The organism is Streptomyces sp. NPDC002018, assembly GCF_042890865.1.
Classification (GTDB): domain Bacteria; phylum Actinomycetota; class Actinomycetes; order Streptomycetales; family Streptomycetaceae; genus Streptomyces.
Genome location: NZ_JBIASO010000018.1, coordinates 25,211 through 46,286, shown reverse-complemented (window position 1 = coordinate 46,286; position 21,076 = coordinate 25,211). Strand labels below are relative to the sequence as shown.

Annotated in this window: 15 protein-coding genes and 2 pseudogenes; 13 read left to right on the top strand and 4 right to left on the bottom strand. The window is 70.8% G+C overall.

Annotated features, from left to right (window positions below):
* Positions 1-3: 3 nt before the first annotated feature.
* Positions 4-837, bottom strand: a pseudogene (locus ACFYYH_RS26005) (alpha/beta hydrolase family protein); the annotation flags it as partial.
* 279 nt (positions 838-1,116) lie between these two features.
* Here ACFYYH_RS26005 and ACFYYH_RS26000 point away from each other — a divergent pair.
* The 6 genes and pseudogenes from ACFYYH_RS26000 to ACFYYH_RS25975 all read left to right on the top strand — a co-directional run bounded on the left by ACFYYH_RS26000 (position 1,117) and on the right by ACFYYH_RS25975 (position 7,695).
* A complete protein-coding gene (locus ACFYYH_RS26000; RefSeq protein ID WP_388555566.1) occupies positions 1,117-1,995 on the top strand; it encodes a response regulator transcription factor in 879 nt (292 codons plus the stop codon).
* A 24-nt stretch (positions 1,996-2,019) separates the two neighbouring features.
* On the top strand, positions 2,020-3,042 hold the full coding sequence (locus ACFYYH_RS25995) for a LacI family DNA-binding transcriptional regulator (protein WP_388555563.1): 1,023 nt from the start codon (positions 2,020-2,022) through the stop codon (positions 3,040-3,042).
* Between the two features lie 193 nt (positions 3,043-3,235).
* Positions 3,236-4,285: a S1C family serine protease gene (locus tag ACFYYH_RS25990; RefSeq protein WP_388555560.1), complete on the top strand. Its 1,050-nt coding sequence runs from the start codon at positions 3,236-3,238 to the stop codon at positions 4,283-4,285.
* Between the two features lie 171 nt (positions 4,286-4,456).
* Positions 4,457-5,173 (top strand): annotated as a pseudogene (locus ACFYYH_RS25985) (response regulator transcription factor); the annotation flags it as partial.
* Positions 5,174-5,295: 122 nt separating this feature from the next.
* Complete coding sequence (locus ACFYYH_RS25980) at positions 5,296-6,708, top strand: sensor histidine kinase (protein ID WP_388555557.1); 1,413 nt, start codon at positions 5,296-5,298, stop codon at positions 6,706-6,708.
* 243 nt (positions 6,709-6,951) lie between these two features.
* The gene (locus tag ACFYYH_RS25975; RefSeq protein WP_388555554.1) at positions 6,952-7,695 is read left to right on the top strand and encodes a hypothetical protein; all 744 of its coding nucleotides are present in this window, start codon (positions 6,952-6,954) and stop codon (positions 7,693-7,695) included.
* A gap of 95 nt (positions 7,696-7,790) precedes the next feature.
* On the opposite strand, the gene hemC is transcribed toward ACFYYH_RS25975, so the two are convergent.
* The 3 genes from hemC to ACFYYH_RS25960 all read right to left on the bottom strand — a co-directional run bounded on the left by hemC (position 7,791) and on the right by ACFYYH_RS25960 (position 11,864).
* Entirely contained in the window at positions 7,791-8,726 is a 936-nt protein-coding gene (gene hemC, locus ACFYYH_RS25970) for a hydroxymethylbilane synthase (protein WP_388555551.1), read from the bottom strand.
* A gap of 138 nt (positions 8,727-8,864) precedes the next feature.
* Positions 8,865-9,752: a phosphatidylinositol-specific phospholipase C gene (locus ACFYYH_RS25965; RefSeq protein ID WP_388555548.1), complete on the bottom strand. Its 888-nt coding sequence runs from the start codon at positions 9,750-9,752 to the stop codon at positions 8,865-8,867.
* A 297-nt stretch (positions 9,753-10,049) separates the two neighbouring features.
* On the bottom strand, positions 10,050-11,864 hold the full coding sequence (locus tag ACFYYH_RS25960; protein WP_388555546.1) for a bifunctional metallophosphatase/5'-nucleotidase: 1,815 nt from the start codon (positions 11,862-11,864) through the stop codon (positions 10,050-10,052).
* Positions 11,865-12,119: 255 nt separating this feature from the next.
* On the opposite strand from ACFYYH_RS25960, the gene mshD reads away from it, so the two are divergent.
* The 7 genes from mshD (at position 12,120) to pstA (ending at position 21,040) form a co-directional block, all read left to right on the top strand.
* Positions 12,120-13,040: a mycothiol synthase gene (gene mshD, locus ACFYYH_RS25955; RefSeq protein ID WP_388555543.1), complete on the top strand. Its 921-nt coding sequence runs from the start codon at positions 12,120-12,122 to the stop codon at positions 13,038-13,040.
* A 388-nt stretch (positions 13,041-13,428) separates the two neighbouring features.
* Complete coding sequence (locus tag ACFYYH_RS25950) at positions 13,429-15,657, top strand: RNA degradosome polyphosphate kinase (protein ID WP_388555540.1); 2,229 nt, start codon at positions 13,429-13,431, stop codon at positions 15,655-15,657.
* Between the two features lie 70 nt (positions 15,658-15,727).
* The gene (locus tag ACFYYH_RS25945; protein WP_388555840.1) at positions 15,728-16,762 is read left to right on the top strand and encodes a CHAD domain-containing protein; all 1,035 of its coding nucleotides are present in this window, start codon (positions 15,728-15,730) and stop codon (positions 16,760-16,762) included.
* A 194-nt stretch (positions 16,763-16,956) separates the two neighbouring features.
* Positions 16,957-17,397 (top strand): NUDIX hydrolase, encoded by a 441-nt coding sequence (locus ACFYYH_RS25940; protein WP_388555837.1) that lies wholly within the window; start codon positions 16,957-16,959, stop codon positions 17,395-17,397.
* 322 nt (positions 17,398-17,719) lie between these two features.
* Complete coding sequence (gene pstS, locus ACFYYH_RS25935) at positions 17,720-18,850, top strand: phosphate ABC transporter substrate-binding protein PstS (RefSeq protein ID WP_388555538.1); 1,131 nt, start codon at positions 17,720-17,722, stop codon at positions 18,848-18,850.
* A 121-nt stretch (positions 18,851-18,971) separates the two neighbouring features.
* Complete coding sequence (gene pstC, locus ACFYYH_RS25930) at positions 18,972-19,964, top strand: phosphate ABC transporter permease subunit PstC (protein WP_388555536.1); 993 nt, start codon at positions 18,972-18,974, stop codon at positions 19,962-19,964.
* Positions 19,961-21,040, top strand: coding sequence for a phosphate ABC transporter permease PstA (pstA, locus tag ACFYYH_RS25925; RefSeq protein ID WP_388555533.1), 1,080 nt, complete (start codon positions 19,961-19,963; stop codon positions 21,038-21,040). Before pstC ends, pstA begins: the two co-directional genes overlap by 4 nt.
* Positions 21,041-21,076: the final 36 nt, after the last annotated feature.

The following is a 21,076-nucleotide window of genomic DNA, read 5'->3' as shown; positions in this document are numbered from 1 at the left end:
GTCCGTCAGCCACGCCGCGATCCGGGTGAGGAGCCCCTCGTCCGCGGCGTTCTCCGCGTGTCCCATACCCGCTTCCAGCCACAACTCCGCAGGTCCCGCCCCGGCCGCCGCCGCGGCGGCCAGCATGCGCGGATGATCCAGCGGGAAGTAGGGGTCGCGGTCGCCGTGCACGACCAGCAGCGGGGTCGGCGCGATCAGCGGGACCGCCTCGACCGGCGGGAGCGGCACCGGATCCCACTCCCGGTGGTGGATACGCGTATGCAATCCGTAACGTCCGACGAGCCGTCCGGCGGGCCGGGTCACCACCCAGTGCAGCCGCCGCATCGGCGCCGTACCCCGGTAGTACCAGCGTGCCGGAGCGCTGACGGAGACCACGGCATCGGTCCGCGCATCCGTGCGCCCCCTGTGCAACGCGGCATGCCGCAGCACCACGGAACCGCCCATCGAGAAGCCGACCGTCACCACGCGCGTATGGCCGAGGGACCGGGCCCATTCCACCGCCGCCGCCAGATCGAGCACCTCGCGGTCGCCGACCGTGGACCGTCCGCCGGAGCCCCCGTGTCCACGGAACGAGAAGGTCACCACCGCCGCACGCTGGGCGAAGACCCGTGCGGCCCGGCGTACGGCCGGCCGGTCCACCGACCCGGTGAAGCCATGGGCGAGCACGACGGCGGTCCCGCAATCACCCGGGATCTCACGGGCGAAACCTGCCGTACACGGCTCGTACACCGCCTCGATGGGGACCCCGTCCACGGTCCTGAGCACCGTGCGCCGGGCCCCCGGCGCGGTAGATGAATCAGATGATCTGCCAGATTGACCAGATGACGCGGCGCACATGTGGGTTATTCTGCTGCGAAGAGGATCCGGGCAACGTAGCCCCCGGGTCCTTTTGTGTTTCCGGTCCGTTGTTACAGACAGATGACACGGCGGTACCGGGCAGTACCAAGCGGTAGTACTGAACGGTGCGGTTCGAGGACCGCGCCCCAGCACCACCGAGCAGTGCCGCATACGTCCTCGCAGGGACCGAGGAGGAACCGACGTAATGGGCAAGCGAACCGTGAACGACCACAGTCCGACAGGGCCGACCGGCGGACTGACCGTGGCAGGTGAGCGGCGATGAGTTCTCTGCTGCTCCTGACCAACGCACTCCAGCCCTCGACGGAGGTGCTGCCGGCACTCGGGCTCCTGCTGCACAACGTGCGGGTGGCCCCGGCCGAAGGGCCCGCACTCGTCGACACCCCTGGTGCCGACGTCATCCTGATCGACGGCCGGCGCGACCTTCCGCAGGTGAGGTCGCTCTGCCAGCTCCTGCGCTCCACCGGGCCCGGCTGCCCGCTGATCCTCGTCGTGACCGAGGGCGGGCTCGCCGCCGTCACGGCCGACTGGGGCATCGACGACGTGCTGCTCGACACGGCGGGTCCCGCCGAGGTCGAGGCACGGCTGCGGCTCGCGATGGGCCGCCAGCAGATCTCGTCGGACGACTCCCCCATGGAGATCCGCAACGGCGATCTGTCGGTCGACGAGGCCACCTACAGCGCGAAGCTCAAGGGGCGGGTCCTCGACCTGACCTTCAAGGAGTTCGAGCTGCTCAAGTACCTCGCGCAGCACCCCGGCCGGGTCTTCACCCGGGCCCAGCTCCTCCAGGAGGTCTGGGGCTACGACTACTTCGGCGGTACGCGCACGGTCGATGTGCATGTACGGCGACTGCGCGCCAAGCTCGGCCCCGAGCACGAGTCCCTGATCGGGACCGTGCGGAACGTGGGCTACCGCTTCGTCACGCCGGAGAAGGTCGAGCGGGCCGCGGACGAGGCCAGGCCGAAGGCGACAACGCCCGAATCCTCCCGTGACGAGCCGCGCGACGACCCTCGTCACGGCTCCCGCGACGGTTCCCGTGCCGAGCCGCGGCACGAGAAGGCGGAGGAGAGCGGGCGTACGGTTTCGGCCACCGAACCGGACCGGGTGCGGGAACCTGCCGTACGGCCTGCCAAGCGGTAGGTCACCCCGCGTAGACTGCCGCGCGTGGCCAAGGTGACGCGGGACGATGTGGCACGACTGGCGGGTACGTCGACCGCGGTCGTCAGCTACGTCATCAACAACGGACCCCGGCCGGTCGCCCCGGCCACGCGCGAGCGGGTGGTCGCCGCGATCAAGGAGCTGGGCTACCGCCCCGACCGGGTCGCCCAGGCCATGGCCTCGCGGCGGACCGACCTGATAGGGATGGTCGTGCCGGACGCCCGGCAGCCCTTCTTCGCGGAGATGGCGCACGCGGTGGAACAGGCCGCGGCCGAGCGCGGGAAGATGGTGCTGGTCGGGAACTCCGACTACCGCGACGAGCGCGAGGTCCACTATCTGCGGGCCTTCCTCGGGATGCGGGTGTCCGGGCTGATCCTGGTCAGCCAGGGTCCGAGCGAGCGTGCCGCCGCCGAGATCGAGGCCTGGGACGCCCGGGTGGTGCTGCTGCACGAGCGGCCCGAGGGCATCGACGACGTGGCGGTCGTCACCGACGACATCGGCGGCGCCCAGCTCGCCACCCGTCATCTCCTGGAACACGGCCACGCGTATGTGGCGTGCCTCGGCGGCGTCGAGTCCACACCGGTCGTCGGCGACCCGGTGACCGACCATGTCGAGGGCTGGCGGCGGGCGATGCTGGAGTCCGGCCGGTCGGTGGAGGGACGCCTCTTCAAGGCCCCGTACAACCGCTACGACGCCTATGTGGTCGCGCTGGACCTGCTCTCGGGCCCCGAGAGACCCCCGGCCATCTTCTGCGCCACCGACGACCAGGCGATCGGCGTGCTGCGGGCCGCGCGCGAGCTGCGGCTCGATGTGCCGGGCGAGCTGGCGGTGGCGGGATTCGACGACGTGAAGGAAGCCGGCCTGACCGATCCGCCGCTGACGACGGTCTCCTCCGACCGGCCGGCGATGGCGCGGGCGGCGGTGGACCTGGTGCTGGACGACGGACTGAGGGTCGCCGGATCCCGGCGGGAGCGCGTGAAGCAGTTCCCCTCGGCGCTGATCGTGCGCCGCTCCTGCGGCTGCGCCTGACACCTGCCCGGCCGGTCTTCCGTCCGGCCGGTCCTTCGTCCCGCGGATCTTCTGTGCGGCCGATTCTCGCGGGCCCGGAGACGCCTCATCCCTGCCGTCGGCCCCCCGTCTTTACATGGGGCATACACGGTTTTGTTGGGCTTCTCAGATCGTCCTCAGCCGCTTCTCATCTCGCGCGCCGACAGTCGATTCCATGACCGACTACTACCGCGGCAGCGGCGACGCAGACAGCACGCAGCAGCAGCCCACCGGAGGGTTCCCGGGCCCGGCCTACCCGCCGCCGCCCGCGTACGGTCCCCCCGCACCGCCGGCCCACCACGGCCACGGCGGTACCGCGACGGCACACCACAGGGGCAGGGCCAAGGCCCCGGTCGCCCTCCTCGCGGCCGTGGCGATCGCCGCCGCGATCGTCGGGGGCGGCACGGCGACCCTGGTCGGGCGGTACTCCGGCGACGGTACGAGCACCGGCGGCACGATCGTGAGCGGGACCACCGTCTCGCAGAGCAGCAAGGGCACGGTCGCCGGTGTCGCCCAGGCCGTCTCCCCGAGCATCGTCGAGATCACGGCGACCTCGGACTCCGGGCAGTCCACGGGCTCCGGCGTGATCATCACCTCCGACGGCGAGATCATCACCAACAACCATGTCATCGCCGGGGCGTCCACGGTGAAGGTCCGGCTCAGCGACGGCAAAACCTACGACGCCCGGGTCGTGGGCACCGACGCGGACAAGGACCTCGCGCTCATCGAGCTGGAGGGCGCGAGCGGCCTCAGGACGGCCACGCTCGGCGACTCGGGCCAGGTGCGGGTGGGGGACGAGGTCGTGGCGATCGGCTCCCCCGAGGGCCTGACCGGCACGGTCACCAGCGGCATCATCTCGGCCCTCGACCGGGACGTGACCGTCGCCAAGGACCAGGACCAGGGACAGCAGCAGCAACAGCAACAGCGCGGCGGCGGGAACTGGCCGTTCGAGTTCGGCGGGCAGCAGTTCAACGGGGACACCGGGTCCTCGAAGACCACGTACAAGGCGCTCCAGACCGACGCCTCGCTCAACCCGGGCAACTCGGGTGGCGCGCTGATCAATATGAACGGCGAGATCATCGGCATCAACTCCGCGATGTACGCCCCGAGTTCGTCCTCGGTCGACGGCGGCTCGGGCGCCGGGAGCGTCGGCCTGGGCTTCGCCATCCCGATCAACACGGTCAAGTCGGACCTCGCCACGCTCCGCGGCGGAGGCACGAGCTGATCCGTCCGCGGAGAGCGCCCGTCGGCGCCCCCGCGGGCGTGCGAGGCTGATAGGGCACCGATCCGCGCCCCGGACCCCGCGGGCGGGCCGCACGGACCCCGCGGGGCCGGCGAGACCGACGAGACCGACGAGACCGACGAGACCGACGAGACCGACAAAGGTAGGAGCGAGATGAGTCCCGCCGAAGGCGATCCCCAGAGAATCCTGATCGTCGACGACGAACCCGCCGTGCGCGAGGCCCTCCGGCGGAGCCTCGCGTTCGACGGGTACGGGGCCGAGGTCGCCGTCGACGGTGTCGACGCCCTCGCCAAGGCCGCCGTCTACGCGCCGGACCTGATCGTCCTCGACATCCAGATGCCGCGCATGGACGGCCTGACCGCCGCCCGCCGGCTCCGGAGCGGCGGATCGAAGGTGCCGATCCTGATGCTGACCGCCCGCGACACGGTCGGCGACCGGGTCACGGGACTGGACGCGGGCGCCGACGACTATCTGGTCAAGCCCTTCGAGCTGGACGAGCTGTTCGCCCGGATCCGCGCGCTGCTGCGGCGCAGCTCGTACGCGACAACGACCGGCGACCTGCCGGGCCACGATGTACTCGCCTTCGTCGATCTGCGGATGGACCTCACCACCCGCGAGGTCACACGCGGCGCCCGGCGGGTGGAGCTGACCCGTACCGAGTTCACGCTCCTGGAGATGTTCCTGGCGCACCCCCGGCAGGTGCTCACCCGGGAGCAGATCCTCAAGGCCGTCTGGGGCTTCGAGTTCGAGCCGAGCTCCAACTCGCTGGATGTGTATGTGATGTATCTGCGCCGCAAGACGGAGAGCGGCGGCGAGCCCAGGCTGGTGCATACGGTCCGTGGCGTCGGATACGCGCTGCGCTCGGACGGTACGGGAGCCCCGGCGGCCTCCGGACCCGCGCCCGGCATCGGAAGCGGAAGTGGAAACGGCAGCGGAAACGGAACCGGCGGCCGCAGCGGAAACGGCAGCGGAAGCGGAAGCGGCGGCCCCCGGTGATCGCTCCGGTCCGCCGGTTCCGGTCGCTGCCCCTGCGCTCCCGGCTCGCGCTGCTGGTCGCCACGGCCGTCGCCGTCGCCGTCGCCGCGGTGGCCGTGACCTGCTGGCTGCTCACCAGTACCCAGCTTCCGAGCGAGCTGGACACCTCGCTGGAGAACACCTCGGCCCCGCCCACCACCATCCAGGAGGCGCTGACCGACTGCGCCAACGGCATCGCTCCCGAGGGCACGAGCGGATCCGGTTTCGCCTATATCCAGGTGATCCTGCCCGGCGGCACCCGTTGTGTGGCCCGGGACTCGGAGCCGGTGAGGATCCAGCCGGAGGATCTCGCGGTCGCCGACGGCTCCGAGCACAGCTCCCTGCACGACAGCACCACGGACAGCGGCACCGAGGTCCGCGTCTTCACACAGCGCGAGGTCCTGCGCTCCGGCGCCCAGGTCGCCGTCTCCGTGGCACGGCCCCTCACCGAGATCAACGCGGCCCTGAACCGGCTCGCCCTGCTCCTCGTCGCCGTCGCCGGCGTCGGGGTCGTGGGCGCGGGCGCGGCGGGTCTCTGGGTCGCCAGGGCCGGGCTGCGGCCGGTCGACGGGCTGACCCGCGCCGTCGAGCATGTCGCCCGTACCGAGGATCTGACCGTCCGTATCCCCGTCGAGGGCGAGGACGAGATCGCCCGGCTCTCCCGCTCCTTCAACTCCATGACCGCCGCGCTGGCGTCCTCCCGCGACCGTCAGTCGCAGCTCATCGCCGACGCCGGGCACGAGCTGCGGACCCCGCTGACCTCGCTCCGTACGAACGTCGAACTGCTCGCCCGCAGCGAGCAGACGGGCCGCGCGATCCCGCCCGAGGACTACAAGGCGCTCATGGCCTCCGTCACGGCGCAGATGACCGAACTGGCCTCGCTCATCGGGGACCTCCAGGAACTCTCCCGTCCGGACGCGGCCGATCCCGGCCCCCTCCAGGTCGTGGCGCTCCACACCATCGTGGAGAGCGCGGTCGAACGGGCCAGGCTCCGCGGCCCCGATCTGACGGTCTCCGCGGATCTGCGCCCCTGGTACGTACGGGCCGAGCCGGCCGCGCTCGAACGGGCGCTGGTGAACGTCCTCGACAACGCGGTGAAGTTCAGTCCGCCGGGCGGTGTGGTGGAGGTCGCCCTGAGCGAAGAGGGTGAGCTGACGGTACGCGACCACGGCCCCGGCATCCCCGCCGACGAACTCCCCCATGTCTTCGAGCGCTTCTGGCGCTCGCCCTCCGCCCGCGCCCTCCCCGGCTCCGGCCTCGGCCTGTCGATCGTGGCCCGTACGGTCCAGCAGACGGGCGGCGAGGTGGCCCTCCGCCACGCGGCGGGCGGCGGCACGGTGGCGGCCATCCGTATTCCGGGCGCGCCGACCCCGCCGCCGGAAAGACTCTGACGCGCCACAGCCCACCGGGCCGTGGAACGGTGCGCCGCGTCCCGGGACGCCGTTCCAGGCACCGGTGATATTCGCAGGTCAGAGTGCGTTTAACCGTTCCAGCGTCCCGTTCTCCCCGTGGCCGATTGCGTACAGGACCGTGGGCCACGAAAGCTGTGGCCAGACAGCAGCACCGGCCGGGGAAGCAGCGTCGCCCAGCGACCGCGCCCCTCGCCGGAACCAACCCGTACGGGGAGAAGAACCATGCGCAAGCACCGCATCCGCACCACCGCCCTGGCCGCCACCGCCCTGGTCGCCGCGTTGTCCCTGACCGCCTGCCAGGACGCGACGGGCGCCGGGGCCGCCCGGAACGCCGCTTCCTCCACTCCCGTGGGCGACGCGGACACCGCGTCCGGAGCGGCGTCCGGCTCGTCCGCGAAAGACACCGCACCGGACACCTCCCACGCCTCCAACGCCTCGAACACGTCCAAGGGCTCGGGCTCGGGCGGCAACCACACCGCCGGCACCGGCAGCAGCGCCGACTCCGGCAGCGGCGCCAACTCCGGCAGCAGCGCCGGCACCGGCACCGGCGACAAGAGCGGTTACGGCCAGGTCTGCGGCGCCAACGACATCGTGTGGAGCACCAGGTCCGAGAGCCAGGCCGGCGGATACATCCTGGTCATCGCGAAGGCCAGGCCGGGTATCACCTGCGTCCTGCCCGCCGCGCTGCCGACGGTGGCCTTCGGCTCCGACGGCACCCAGGCGGGCCCGGCGGAGCAGGCCGTCGGTGACCAGATCACGCTGCGCCGGGGAACGACCGCGTACGCCGGGGTGAACCCGAAGACCACCGTGGAGAACGGCGGCAAGGAACTGGACAGCATCATCGTCGCCATCGGGAACGACGACCCGAACCCGGTCTCCCTGCCCGTCGGCACGATCACCGTCGAGGACCCGATCGTCACCAACTGGCACACCTCGGCGGCGGACGCCGTTCCCTTCAGCTCCTGAGGGACCGCGTCAGCTCCTGAGGGACCGCGCGGCCGCCGTCCCCGGACCGCCCCGCGCCGGCCCCCGCCCCAGCCCTGGCCTTCCAGGGGGCAGTCTCAGTGGGGGATGTTGTCGATCAGTTCGCGGGCGCCCTGGCGGAGCAGGGTGACGGCCACGGACGTGCCCAGGGTGGCCGGATCGAGCGGGCCCGCCCACTCGTGGGCGTTGAGGACGGTCTTGCCGTCGGGGGTGAAGACACAGGCGCGCAGGGAGAGGTCCCCGTTGCGCTGGGCCTTGGCGAACCCGGCGATGGGTGAGTTGCAGTGGCCCTGGAGGACATGGAGGAACATCCGTTCCGCCGTGGTCTCACGGTGGGTGTCGGGGTCCCCGAGGCCGCTGACGAGGTCTATGAGGTCGGTGTCGTTCTCACGGCACTGGAGGGCGAGGACCCCCGCGCCGATCGGCGGGCACATCGTCTCGGGCGAGAGGATCTCGGTGATCACATCGGTGCGCCCGATGCGTTCGAGACCCGAGACGGCGAGCAGGATGGCGTCGGCCTCGCCCGCGGCGAGCTTCTCCAGCCGCCGGTTGGCGTTGCCGCGGAACGGAACGCACTCCAGATGCGGGTGCGAGGCGGCGAGCTGCGCCACGCGGCGCACCGAGGAGGTGCCGATCCGGGTGCCGGCCGGGAGTTCGCCGAGCGTGAGACCGCCGGGGTGGATCAGGGCGTCGCGGATGTCGTCGCGCTTGAGGAACGCGGCGAACGTCGTGCCGGCGGGGAGCGGGCGGTCCGCGGGGACGTCCTTGACGCAGTGCACCGCGAGGTCCGCCTCGCCGGAGAGCAGCGCGGCGTCGACCTCCTTGGTGAAGGCGCCCTTGCCCTCGACCTTGCTCAGGTCGCCCATCCACTTGTCGCCGGTGGTCTTCACCGGGACGACCTCGGTCGCGATGCCCGGGTGGAGCGCGGCCAGCTCGGCGCGGACGCGCTCCACCTGGGCGAGGGCCATGGGCGAATCGCGGGAGACGATACGGATCAGCTCAGGGGCGGACATGGCGCCCACGATAGACCGTCCTCGGACCCGCGGGAGCCGCCGGATCCGTCCCCCGGGCGGTCCGCCCGCCCGGGGGTCGCACCGCCGGCGCGGCCCCGGCGCCGGGCCGGCCGGGCCGGGCGTGGCCCCCCTCCGGGGTCAGCCGTTGTGGCGGATCAGGGATTCCACCAGGCCGGGGCGGGTGGCGGGAAAGTCCAGCGGTACGATCCCGAGCCCGCGCCAGCCGCTCGCCTCCGCGCCGTCGAGGAACGTGTGCACCTGGGGATTGAGGCGGTCGGAGTTCCAGCGGGGCGGCAGCAGGGCGGCCGTGCTGACGTAGTTGACGAACAGCCTGCCGGGCTGCTGGGCGGCCTTGCGGAAATGGGCCTCGATCTTGGGGTACTTGGCGCCGGGCTCGGCCTGGTAGTCGTCCTGGATGTCGAACAGCGCGCCGTCCCCGTACCGCACACCGGGCAGGCCGCCGTTGTCCGCGAGCAGGACGACCCGTCCGCGCGCCTCACCGAGCGTGGGCAGCCCGCCGTCGAGCCGGAAGAGGGAGCGCCAGCCCTTCCCGTCGAGGTAGGTGTCGAAGATCCGCCGGAACTCGGCGTCGCTCTCCGCGGAGTACTCCTGCTTGACCCGCATCAGAACGGTCTCGGAGGGGTGCGCGCGCAGGAAGTCCCGGCACGCGCCGAGCACATCGTCGAAGTTCAGGTTCTGGTAGTACGCGGCGTGGTGGATGCTGAAGGCGTTGTCGAACGCCCGGCAGCGGACGTCCAGGAACCGGATGCCGCTGTTCAACTGCGCGGCGATACTCGTGTTCTGGCACGCCACCCACAGCCCGCCGGTCTGGGCACCGGAGTTGTGCGTACCGGGAATCGTCAGCCGCTGTACGGGGGTGGTGTCCCCGAAACCGCTCATCCAGTCCTGTGGGGCGAACGCGCGCCGCTCTCCGGCGACGGCGGGCGCCGAGCCGATGAGGGCGGTGGCGGACACGGCGAGGGCGCCGGCCAGAAAGCCCCGGCGCGTACCGGTACGGGTGCTCATACGAGGGTGCCTCCGTCTGCTGTGGGGGGTGGCGGGGGTGAGCCCTCGGATTATGTCCGGTACACGTCACACGCGGAACACGGCGGGCTGAACGCGGACACGGTGGGTGGAACATCGGGGCGAACGGCCGGGGCGGCGGGCCGCCGCAACGCGAAGGGCGGTGGACCGAAGCCCACCGCCCTGCGCCGGCGCTCCCCGGGAGACCGGACCCCGGAGACCGGAGCCCGGAGACCGGACCCCGGCCCGCCGGGGTAGCGCCGTACTACGCCTTACTACGCCGGTACTACGCCGTACCGCCTACCTCAGGATCGTGATCCGGTCCGCCGCCGGGGGCGCCAGCGGGGACTGGGCCGTCGAGTTCGCCGCGAGGTACGCGTTGAACAGGTCCAGGTCCGACGGGCCGACCAGCTTGTTCTTGCCCTCGGCGAGAACCGCGAAGCCGTCACCGCCGCCGCCGAGGAACTCGTTCATCGCGACCCGGTAGGTCTTCGCCGGGTCGAGCGCCTCGCCGTTCAGCCGCACCGAGTCGGTGAGGACACGGTCCGCGCCCGTCTTCGTCATGTCCAGGGTGTAGGTGAAGCCCTCCGACACCTGGAGGATCTTCGGCGAAGCGGCGTTCGAACCGCTCACCTGCTGCTGGAGCGCGGTGACGATCTGGGCGCCCGTCAGGTCCAGCACATTCATCATGTTGGTGAACGGCTGGACCGTGAAGGCCTCGCCGTAGGTCACCACACCGTCGCCCTCGGCGCCCGACGCCGCGTAGACCAGGTCGGCCCTGATGCCGCCCGGGTTCATGAAGGCGAGCTGCGCGCCGCCCTTGTCCGCCGCCGCCGTGCCCGCGAGCTGGGCGTCCGCGATCACATCACCGAGCGGGGACTCCGGGCTCGTCGCGCCGCGGCCGTTGATGTCCGCGGAGATGAAGCCCTGCGGGGTGTTGGAGATCGGCGCGGCCAGCGTGTTCCAGCGCGCGATCAGGTCGGTCATGTCCTGCGCCTTGGGCTGGTCACGGCTGACGACGTGGTTCGCCGACTTCACGCTGGTACGCACGATGTCGCTGGTGCGACGGTCGTAGGTGAGCGTGGTGTCCGTGTACAGCTTGCCGAACGACGCCGCCGAGGTGACCAGCCGCGGGTTGCCGGCCGGGTCCGGGATCGTACAGGCGTACGCGTTGTGCGTGTGGCCCGTGACCAGCGCGTCGACCTGCGGGGAGATGCCCTTGGCGATGTCGACGATCGGACCGGAGACACCACCGCCGGGGGCGGGGCTGTCACAGTCGTAGTTGTACGAGGAGGAGGCCGGCAGACCGCCCTCGTGGATCAGCGCGACGATCGACTTGACGCCCTGCTGCTCCAGCTCCTTGGCGTACTTGTTGACCGTCTCGATCTCGTCGTGGAACTTGAGGCCCTTGACACCCTCGGCGGTCACGATGTTCGGCGTGCCCTCCAGGGTCACCCCGATGAAGCCGATCTTGACGCCGTGCTTCTTCCAGATCTCGTACGGCTTGAGGACCGGCTTGCCGGTCTTCTCCGACGTCACATTGGCCGCGAGATAGGGGAAGTCGGCGCCCTTGAACTTCTTCCCCTTCTCATAGCAGCCCTCGGTCGGGTGGCAGCCGCCCTTCTGGAGACGGGTGAGTTCGGTCAGGCCCTCGTCGAACTCGTGGTTGCCGACGGCCGTCACATCGAGGTCGATCTTGTTGAGCGCCTCGATGGTCGGCTCGTCGTGGAAGAGGCCGGACAGCAGCGGGCTCGCGCCGACCATGTCACCGCCCGCCGCGGTGATGGAGAACTTGTTGCCCTCGCGTGCCTTGCGCAGCGAGGTCGCCAGATACTCGATCCCGCCGGCGGGGACCGCCTTGGTCGTGCCGTCGGCCTGCTTCTCCGTGACGTTGCCGGACGAGCCCGCGGGCGGCTCCAGGTTTCCGTGCAGGTCGTTGAAGGAGAGGAGCTGCACCTGGATCAGGTCGTCCTTGTGGTGCCCCTTGTTCCCGTCCTGGCTTGCCACGGCCGGCATCGCGGAGGCGAGCGCTCCCACGGTGGCCAGCCCCGCGGCGGCGGCGAGCAGCCGCCGTGTCACGCGCTTCTTCTGCGGTCTCGCTGACGTCGGTGACATCGGTGACATCGGTCCCCTTGTGGATCGAACGTGTGCCTGAAGATTCTTGAGGGTATTGAGAATCATGAAAAGTCCGGAGTCCTGCTAAGGACTGCGAGCGGCAGCCTAGGGTCAACGCGCGTAGCACGACAGGGGGTCCCGGGTTACAAGGTGGTTGCCTTTGCGGGAGCGGAAGCCGTCGGGCTCCTGTCCCCCACTTGTCGCCGTATCCGCCTCCGTCCCGCCGCGGGTGCGCCTCCGCCGTACCCTCGATCCATGACTGACGCAGCAGCCCGCGAGCCCGGCCGGCAGATCCAGACCCTTGACGCGCTCACCCCGGAGCAGGCCGAGGACGTCCTCGACCTGCTCGCCGACGCCCTCGCCTCCGACGGGGTGCAGGCCGTCTCGGAGCAGGGCCGGCTCCAGTTGCGCGGTGGACACCGGGACGGCGTACGGCACTTCCTGCTCGGCGTCGACGGTGGTCTCGTCGGATACGGACAGCTTGAGGACACCGACCCCGTCGAGGCCCCGGCCGCCGAACTGGTCGTACGCCCCGGCTGCCGCGGCCAGGGGCACGGCCGGGCGCTGGGGGTCGCGCTGCTGGGCGCGTCCGGCAAGCGGCTGCGGGTGTGGGCGCACGGCGGCAAGTCGGCCGCCCGGCATCTCGCCCAGGTGCTCGGGCTGACCCTCTTCCGTGAACTGCGCCAGTTGCGGCGGCCGTTGGGCGCGCCGGCCCTTCCCGAACCGGTCCTGCCCGCCGGGGTCACGATCCGTACGTTCGTCCCCGGGCGGGACGACGCCGCCTGGCTCGCGGTCAACGCCGCGGCCTTCGCACACCACCCGGAACAGGGCTCGCTGACCCAGCGCGACCTGGACGACCGGACGGCCGAGCCGTGGTTCGACCCCAAGGGCTTCTTCCTGGCGGAGCGCGACGGCGAACTGATCGGATTCCACTGGACCAAGGTGCACGCCGAGGAGCAGCTCGGGGAGGTGTACGTGGTGGGCATCAGGCCGGACGCGCAGGGCGGCGGTCTCGGCAAGGCGCTCACCGCCGTCGGGCTGCGCCATCTCGCCTCGCAGGGGCTGCCGACCGCGATGCTGTACGTGGACGCGGACAACACGGCGGCGGTGACCGTGTACGAACGGCTCGGCTTCAGGACGCACGAGGTGGATCTGATGTACCGCACGGAGTCCTGAGCGACGCGCCTGCCCCACCGCCCGTACCGGCCTCCCCCACCGACCCGGCACGCCCGCACCCACACCCACACCCGCACCCGCACCCGCACCCGGCATCCTTCACACCGTGCGCCGGGCCGGTGACCCCGCGCACGGGACGCTCGCGGCGCTCGCCCCGGTGCGCCTCGCGCTCCCGCCATGCCCGAGCGCCCCCGATCCGCTCCAAGAAGCCCCGGGGAGCCGCGTCCCGCTTTCCTTCACGTCATGTCACCGTTACCGGTCATTCAGAAGGTCTTGCGACTCTCTCTGAATGCAGCCCGCTCTGCCCCCCACACCGAACGGCAGGATTCGACTGGCCCCTGCCCTCTCCGACGCGCCGGTCGTCCCCTCTGCGCGGAAGAATGGGGACATGAGCCAGCAGCCCGCCGAGGTACCGGTACAGCACCCCCAGCCGTCCGTCGGTTTCATAGCCGCCCACCGGCCCCACGCGGTCGCCACGGGCGGATCCGACCTCGAACCCGATCTGGACTCCGATCTCGACGACTACGAGGAGGACAGCGACCACGAGGGCGACGATCTGCCCCAGGGGCGCTTCCTCGACCGCGAACGGAGCTGGCTCGCGTTCAACGAACGCGTTCTGGAGCTCGCCGAGGACCCCGCGACCCCGCTGCTCGAACGGGCTAATTTCCTCGCCATCTTCGCGTCCAACCTGGACGAGTTCTTCATGGTCAGGGTGGCCGGTCTCAAGCGCCGTATCGCGACCGGGGTCGCCACGCGCTCCGCGTCCGGCCTCCAGCCCCGCGAGGTCCTCGATCTGATCTGGACCCGCTCCCGCGAACTCATGGCCCGGCACGCCGCCTGCTACCAGCAGGACGTGGCCCCCGCCCTCGCCGACGAGGGCGTCCACATCATCCGCTGGCCCGAGCTGACCGACAAGGAGCAGGCGCGCCTCTTCACGCTCTTCCGCCAGCAGATCTTCCCGGTGCTGACCCCGCTGGCCGTGGACCCGGCGCACCCCTTCCCCTACATCTCGGGGCTCTCGCTCAACCTGGCCGTGGTCGTGCGCAACCCCGTCAGCGGGCACCGCCACTTCGCGCGGGTCAAGGTGCCGCCGCTGCTCTCCCGCTTCCTGGAGGCCTCGCCGCAGCGGTACGTGCCGCTGGAGGACGTGATCGCGGCCCATCTGGAGGAGCTGTTCCCCGGGATGGAGGTGCTGGCGCACCACATGTTCCGGGTCACCCGCAACGAGGACCTGGAGGTCGAGGAGGACGACGCCGAGAACCTCCTGAAGGCCCTGGAGAAGGAGCTGATGCGGCGCCGCTTCGGCCCGCCGGTCCGGCTGGAGGTCGAGGAGTCCATCGACCCGTACATCCTCGATCTGCTGGTCCGCGAGCTGAAGGTGTCCGACTCCGAGGTCTATCCGCTGCCCGGACCGCTGGATCTGACGGCGCTCTTCGGGATCTCGCGGCTGGACCGGCCCGAGCTGAAGTACCCCAAGTTCATAGCGGGCACCCACCGCGATCTCGCCGAGGTGGAGTCCGCCTCCGCACCGGACATATTCGCGGCCCTGCGCGAGCGCGATGTGCTGCTGCACCACCCGTACGACTCGTTCTCGACCTCGGTGCAGGCGTTTCTGGAGCAGGCCGCGGCCGACCCGGACGTCCTGGCCATCAAGCAGACCCTGTACCGGACCTCCGGCGACTCGCCGATCGTGGACGCGCTCATAGACGCGGCCGAGTCGGGCAAGCAGGTCCTCGTCCTGGTCGAGATCAAGGCGCGCTTCGACGAGCAGGCCAACATCAAGTGGGCGCGCAAGCTGGAGGAGGCCGGCTGCCATGTGGTCTACGGCCTGGTCGGGCTGAAGACGCACTGCAAGCTCTCCCTGGTGGTACGGCAGGAGGGCGACATCCTGCGCCGCTACAGCCATGTCGGTACGGGCAACTACCACCCCAAGACGGCGCGGCTGTACGAGGACCTCGGGCTGCTCACCGCGGACCCGCAGGTCGGCGCCGATCTGTCGGACCTGTTCAACCGGCTCTCGGGCTACTCGCGCCGGGAGACCTACCGCCGGCTGCTGGTCGCCCCGAAGTCGCTGCGCGACGGACTGATCGCCCGTATCAACAAGGAAGTCGCGCACCACCGGGCCGGACGCCCCGCCTATGTCCGTTTCAAGGTCAACTCGATGGTCGACGAAGCGATCATCGACGCCTGTTACCGGGCCTCGCAGGCGGGGGTGCCGGTCGACATCTGGGTCCGCGGCATCTGCGCGCTGCGCCCGGGGGTCGCCGGGCTCTCCGAGAACATCCGGGTCCGCTCGATCCTGGGCCGCTTCCTGGAGCACTCGCGGGTCTTCGCGTTCGGCAACGGCGGAGAGCCCGAGGTCTGGCTCGGCAGCGCCGACATGATGCACCGCAATCTCGACCGGCGTATCGAAGCGCTGGTCCGGGTCACCGACCCGACCCACCGCGCGTCCCTCACCCGGCTGCTGGAGACCGGGATGTCCGACGACACCTCCTCCTGGCACCTCGGCGCGGACGGCAACTGGACCCGGCATGCCACGGACCAGGACGGCCGGCCGCTGCGGAACATACAGGAAATGCTCATAGACGCCCGGAGGCGCCGGCGTGCAGCACCATGAAGTGGACACCGACCCCCTGGCCGCGGGCCGTGCCGCGGGCCTTACCGCCGGCTTCGCCGCGGGCGTTCCCGTGGGCGACACCGACCGTCTGACGGCGGGCGACGTCCTGGCCGGGTATCTGCACGCGCGCGCCGGGGACTTCCTGCGCGGGCTGCGGATGTACGGCGAGAGCGGCTCGGACACGGCGGCGGCCGAGGCCGCGGCCCGTACGCTGCGCGGCGCGGCGCGCAGGATCGGCGGCGCACTGCACACGTTCCGTCCGCTGCTCGATCCCGTCTGGGCCGATCAGCTCCGTACGGAACTGGGCTGGCTCTCCGGCACCCTGGCCCAGGAGCACGCCTGTACGGGCCGGCTGCACCGGCTGCTCGGGGCGCTGGCCCGGCTCTCGGGCGCGACGGCCCCGCCCGCCGCGACCGCGACCGGCGCGACCGGCGCGCGTGCGGAGGGCCGGCCCGACGGGCCACCGTCCGGCACGCTGACGGTCGGGGCGTCCCGGGCGGGAGCGCTGCTTGACCGTCAGCTCACCCTCGCGCGCACGCGGGCCCACTCGGCGGCGCTCCAGGCGCTCGGTTCCTCGCGCTTCCACGCGGTGGCGGACGCGGTGGCCGTACTGGCCTCGGAGGTGCCGCTGGCGCCGATGGCCGCCGCCCCGGCCGTGGAGGTGCTGGCCGCGCCGGGTGAGATCACGGAACGGCGGCTGCTGGACGCGGTGGCCGCGCTGCCGCTGGCGCGCGCGGCTCATCCGTACAACGCGGAGGCCCTGATCCACGGGCTGGCCACCGCCTCGGAGGGTGAGGCGCAGGACGCTCCCTGGCACCAGGTACGGCAGTTGCTGCGGCTGCACCGGTACGGGCAGGAGGTCTGGTGCGCGGGCGGCGCCCCCGATCCGATGCTGCTCGGCGCGGGCCAGGCCCTGGACCGGCACCGGGACGCGGCGGAGGCGGCGGCCGCCGCGGCGAACGCGGCCCGTACCCCCCGGATCGCTCCCGCGACGGCGTACGCCCTGGGGGTGCTCCACGCGGACCAGCGCCTTGAGGTGGAGGCGGCGCGTTTCGCCTTCCAGCAGGTGTGGCAACAGATGTCGGTGGCGGCGACCGCACCGTGACCGGGCACGACGGGACCCACGACCACGGGACCAACGACCACGAGACCCACGACCACGACCACGCTCCCGGCCCCGGACACCAGGAGCACGCGTCCGGACATCAGGAGCACCCGTCCGGGCACGAGACCGAGTACGCGTACCGGTACGAGAGCGACGACGGCGACATCGACAGCGACGGCGACAGGGGCGAAGCCATGGCGGAGGCGGCGGCCGGGCACCACGGGCGGAACACCGTGCTCGCGGCCGGCTGTGTGCTCTGGCGTCATCCGCGCGACGGCCACGGCGGCCCCGAGATCTGTCTGGTGCACCGGCCGAAGTACGACGACTGGTCGCATCCGAAGGGCAAGCTCAAGCGCGCGGAGGACACCCTGGCGGGGGCCCTGCGCGAGGTGTACGAGGAGACCGGCCACCACTGTGTCCCCGGCGCGCGGCTCGGCACCGTCAGCTATCTGGCCCAGGGCCGCCCCAAGCGGGTCAGCTACTGGGCGGCGGAGGCCACGGACGGCGCCTTCACCCCGAGCGACGAGGTCGACCGAATAGTGTGGCTCGCCCCCGCCGCGGCCCGGGACCGGCTCACCCAGCCCCGGGACCGGATCCTGGTCGACGCCCTGCTGGACGCGCTGCACACGAGCTGATTCCGGCCATCACCGCCGCCGGACCGGCACCGTACGGTCTCGTTCGGTCTCGTTCGGTCTTCAACCGACGACTGAATCAAAAATGATCAGCCGTCGGCAGCGGCAGAAAGCGTCCCGAGGGCGGGCGCGATCCTTCAAAAAACAGGTCGGCACCGTGCCGTATGCCACGGTTCACTTTCCGTTCACCCCTCCCCGTCGGCGGCTTCACCTGATCTGCCTAATTTCGGGCTTACACGGTGACGGTCCGAGTGCCTCACCGACCACCCCGACACACGCCGCCGTCAACTCGCAGGACCGGCGGCTCTTGGAAGGAACACCCGAAGTGAAGCTTCAGCGCAAGAACGGGCTGCGTGCCACCGCGCTCGGTGCCCTCGCCGTCTCCGGCGCCCTGGTTCTCACGGCGTGTGGATCGGACGACAACACCGGCGCCGGCGACGCGTCGACGAAGCCCACCGCCGCGACGAGCGCTGTGTGCGAAGGCGCCGAGGGCCAGCTTCTCGCGTCCGGTTCCAGCGCGCAGAAGAACGCCATGGACCTCTGGGTCAAGAACTACATGGCCGCCTGCACCGGTGTGGAGGTCAACTACAAGTCGTCCTCCTCCGGCGAGGGCATCATCGCCTTCAACCAGGGCACCGTCGGCTTCGCCGGCTCCGACTCGGCGCTCAAGCCCGAAGAGGTCGCCGACTCGAAGAAGATCTGCCAGGGTGGCCAGGGCATCAACCTGCCCATGGTCGGTGGACCGATCGCGATCGGTTACCACCTGGAGGGTGTGGACAGCCTCGTCCTCGACGCCCCCACGCTCGCCAAGATCTTCGACAGCAAGATCAAGAGCTGGGACGACGCCGCCATCGCCAAGCTCAACCCCGACGTCAAGCTCCCGAAGAAGCCCATCCAGGCCTTCCACCGCTCCGAGGACTCCGGCACCACGCAGAACCTCGGCAAGTACCTGGGCGCGACCGCCGCGTCCGACTGGAAGTACGAGGCCGAGAAGAAGTGGCCCGCCCCCGGCGGTCAGGCCGCCTCCGGCTCCTCCGGTGTCGCCACCCAGGTGAAGCAGGTCGACGGCGCGATCGGTTACTTCGAGCTCTCCTACGCCACCTCCCAGCAGATCTCCACCGTCAAGATCGACACGGGTGCCAGCGCCCCCGTCGAGGCGACGTCCGAGAACGCCTCCAAGGCCATCGCCGCCGCCAAGATCAAGGGCACCGGCAAGGACCTGGCCCTGGAGCTGGACTACGCCACCAAGGCCGACGGTGCCTACCCGGTCGTCCTGGTCACCTACGAGATCGCCTGCGACAAGGGCAACAAGGCCGAGACGCTTCCCACGGTCAAGTCCTTCCTGACCTACACCGCCAGCGACGAGGGCCAGAAGCTGCTCTCCGAGGCCGGCTACGCCCCGATCCCCGCCGAGATCAACGCCAAGGTCCGCGAGACGGTCGCCTCCCTCTCGTAGTCCCCGGCACAGCAGGTGACGGCAGTCGGCCCGGCGTACCGCTCCGGGCCGGCGGCCGTCCACCCATCCGGTGCACCGCCGCCAGGGGAGCGACCCCTCCCCCACACAGACCGGAAAGATCATGGCCTCCACCACACCCATAGACACCCCACCGGCTCCACCGCTCAGCCCCCGCTCCGGCACCTCCACGGGCCGCGCGGGCGACAAGATCTTCTCGGGCCTCTCCAGGGGCTCGGGCATTCTGCTGCTCGTCATCATGGCGTCGATCGCGGGGTTCCTGACCTACCGCGCCGCCATCGCCATCTCCAAGGACGAGGGCAACTTCTTCACCACGTTCGACTGGAATCCGGCCGGTGATCCGCCGGTCTTCGGTATCGCGGTCCTCCTCGTCGGCACCCTCGTCAGCTCGATCGTCGCGATGGTCATCGCGGTCCCGGTCGCCGTCGGCATCGCGCTGTTCATCTCGCACTACGCGCCGCGCCGGCTGGCCACGCCCCTCGCGTACGTCGTGGACCTGCTCGCCGCCGTGCCGAGCATCATCTACGGCCTCTGGGGCGCGCTCGTCCTGGTGCCGTATCTCGACGGTCTCAACATCTGGCTCGACCAGTACTTCGCGTGGACGTACATCTTCGACCAGACCCAGCCCGGCGTCGCCCGCAACATGCTGACCGTCGGCATCCTGCTGGCGATCATGATCCTGCCGATCGTGACCAGCGTCAGCCGGGAGGTCTTCCTCCAGGTCCCGCGGATGAACGAGGAAGCGGCCCTCGCCCTGGGCGCCACCCGCTGGGAAGTCGTGCGGCTCTCGGTCCTGCCGTTCGGACGCTCCGGTGTCATCTCCGCCTCGATGCTGGGCCTCGGCCGCGCCCTCGGCGAGACGATGGCCGTCGCCACGGTGCTCTCCCCGAACTATCTGATGTCGCTCCATCTGCTCGACCCGGGCGGCGGCACGTTCGCCCAGAACATCGCGGCGAAGTTCGACGAGGCCAACGAGGTGGGGCGTGACGCCCTGATCGCCTCCGGCCTGGTGCTCTTCGTCCTCACCCTGCTGGTGAACGGTGCGGCCCGGCTGATCATCGCGCGCCGCAAGGAGTACTCGGGGGCCAACGCATGAGCCACGCAGCCGTCCAGGACAAGCAGACCCCGGTGCCGCCCACGGGCAACGGGCAGAGTCTCAGCAGCCGTGGCCTCCCCCGCTGGGCACCGGCCGGCTTCGCCGTCGTCGCCGTCCTGCTCTGCGCGGGCATCGGAGCCGCCGCCGGTCTCGACAGCAAGGTCCAGTGGGGCCTGATCGCCGTCATCGTCTTCCTCGTCGTCTCGTATGTCACCACCTCGGTGGTCGAGAACAAGCGCCAGGCCAAGGACCGCCTCGCCACCAGCGTCGTCTGGGTGTGCTTCGTCCTCGCCGTGATCCCGCTGTTCTCCCTGCTCTGGACCACCATCAGCCGTGGTGTGAAGGTCCTCGACCCGTACTTCCTCGGCCACTCCATGGCCGGTGTCCCCAGCGCGGAGCCGGGCGGCGGTGTCTACCACGCGCTGATCGGCACGCTGGAGCAGGTCGCCATCGCCACCGTGATCGCCACGCCGATCGGTCTGCTGACCGCCGTGTATCTGGTGGAGTACGGCAAGGGCGCGCTGGCGAAGGCCGTGACGTTCTTCGTGGACGTCATGACGGGCATCCCGTCCATCGTCGCCGGTCTGTTCATCCTCTCGATCATGCTGATGACCCATATCCAGCCCTCCGGCCTGATGGGCTCGCTCGCCCTCACGATCCTGATGATCCCGGTCGTGGTCCGCTCCACCGAGGAGATGCTCAAGCTCGTACCGAACGAGCTGCGCGAGGCCGCGCTGGCCCTCGGCGTACCGAAGTGGCGCGTGATCCTGAAGGTCGTCCTGCCGACCGCGATCGGCGGTATCACCACCGGGGTGATGCTCGCCATCGCGCGTATCGCCGGTGAGACCGCCCCCGTCATCCTGCTCGTCTTCGGCAGCAAGCTCATCAACTCGAACCCCTTCGAGGGTGCCCAGTCCTCGCTGCCCTTCTACATCTACGACGAGTACAAGGCGGGCGAGGTCGCCTCGATCGACCGCGCGTGGGCCGCGGCCCTGGTGCTGATCGCCTTTGTCATGATCCTCAACCTGGTGGCGCGCGGTATCGCCCGCTGGAAGGCCCCGAAGACCGGCCGCTGAGGCCCGATATCCGGCTCCGCCGCACGGGGCCACGAA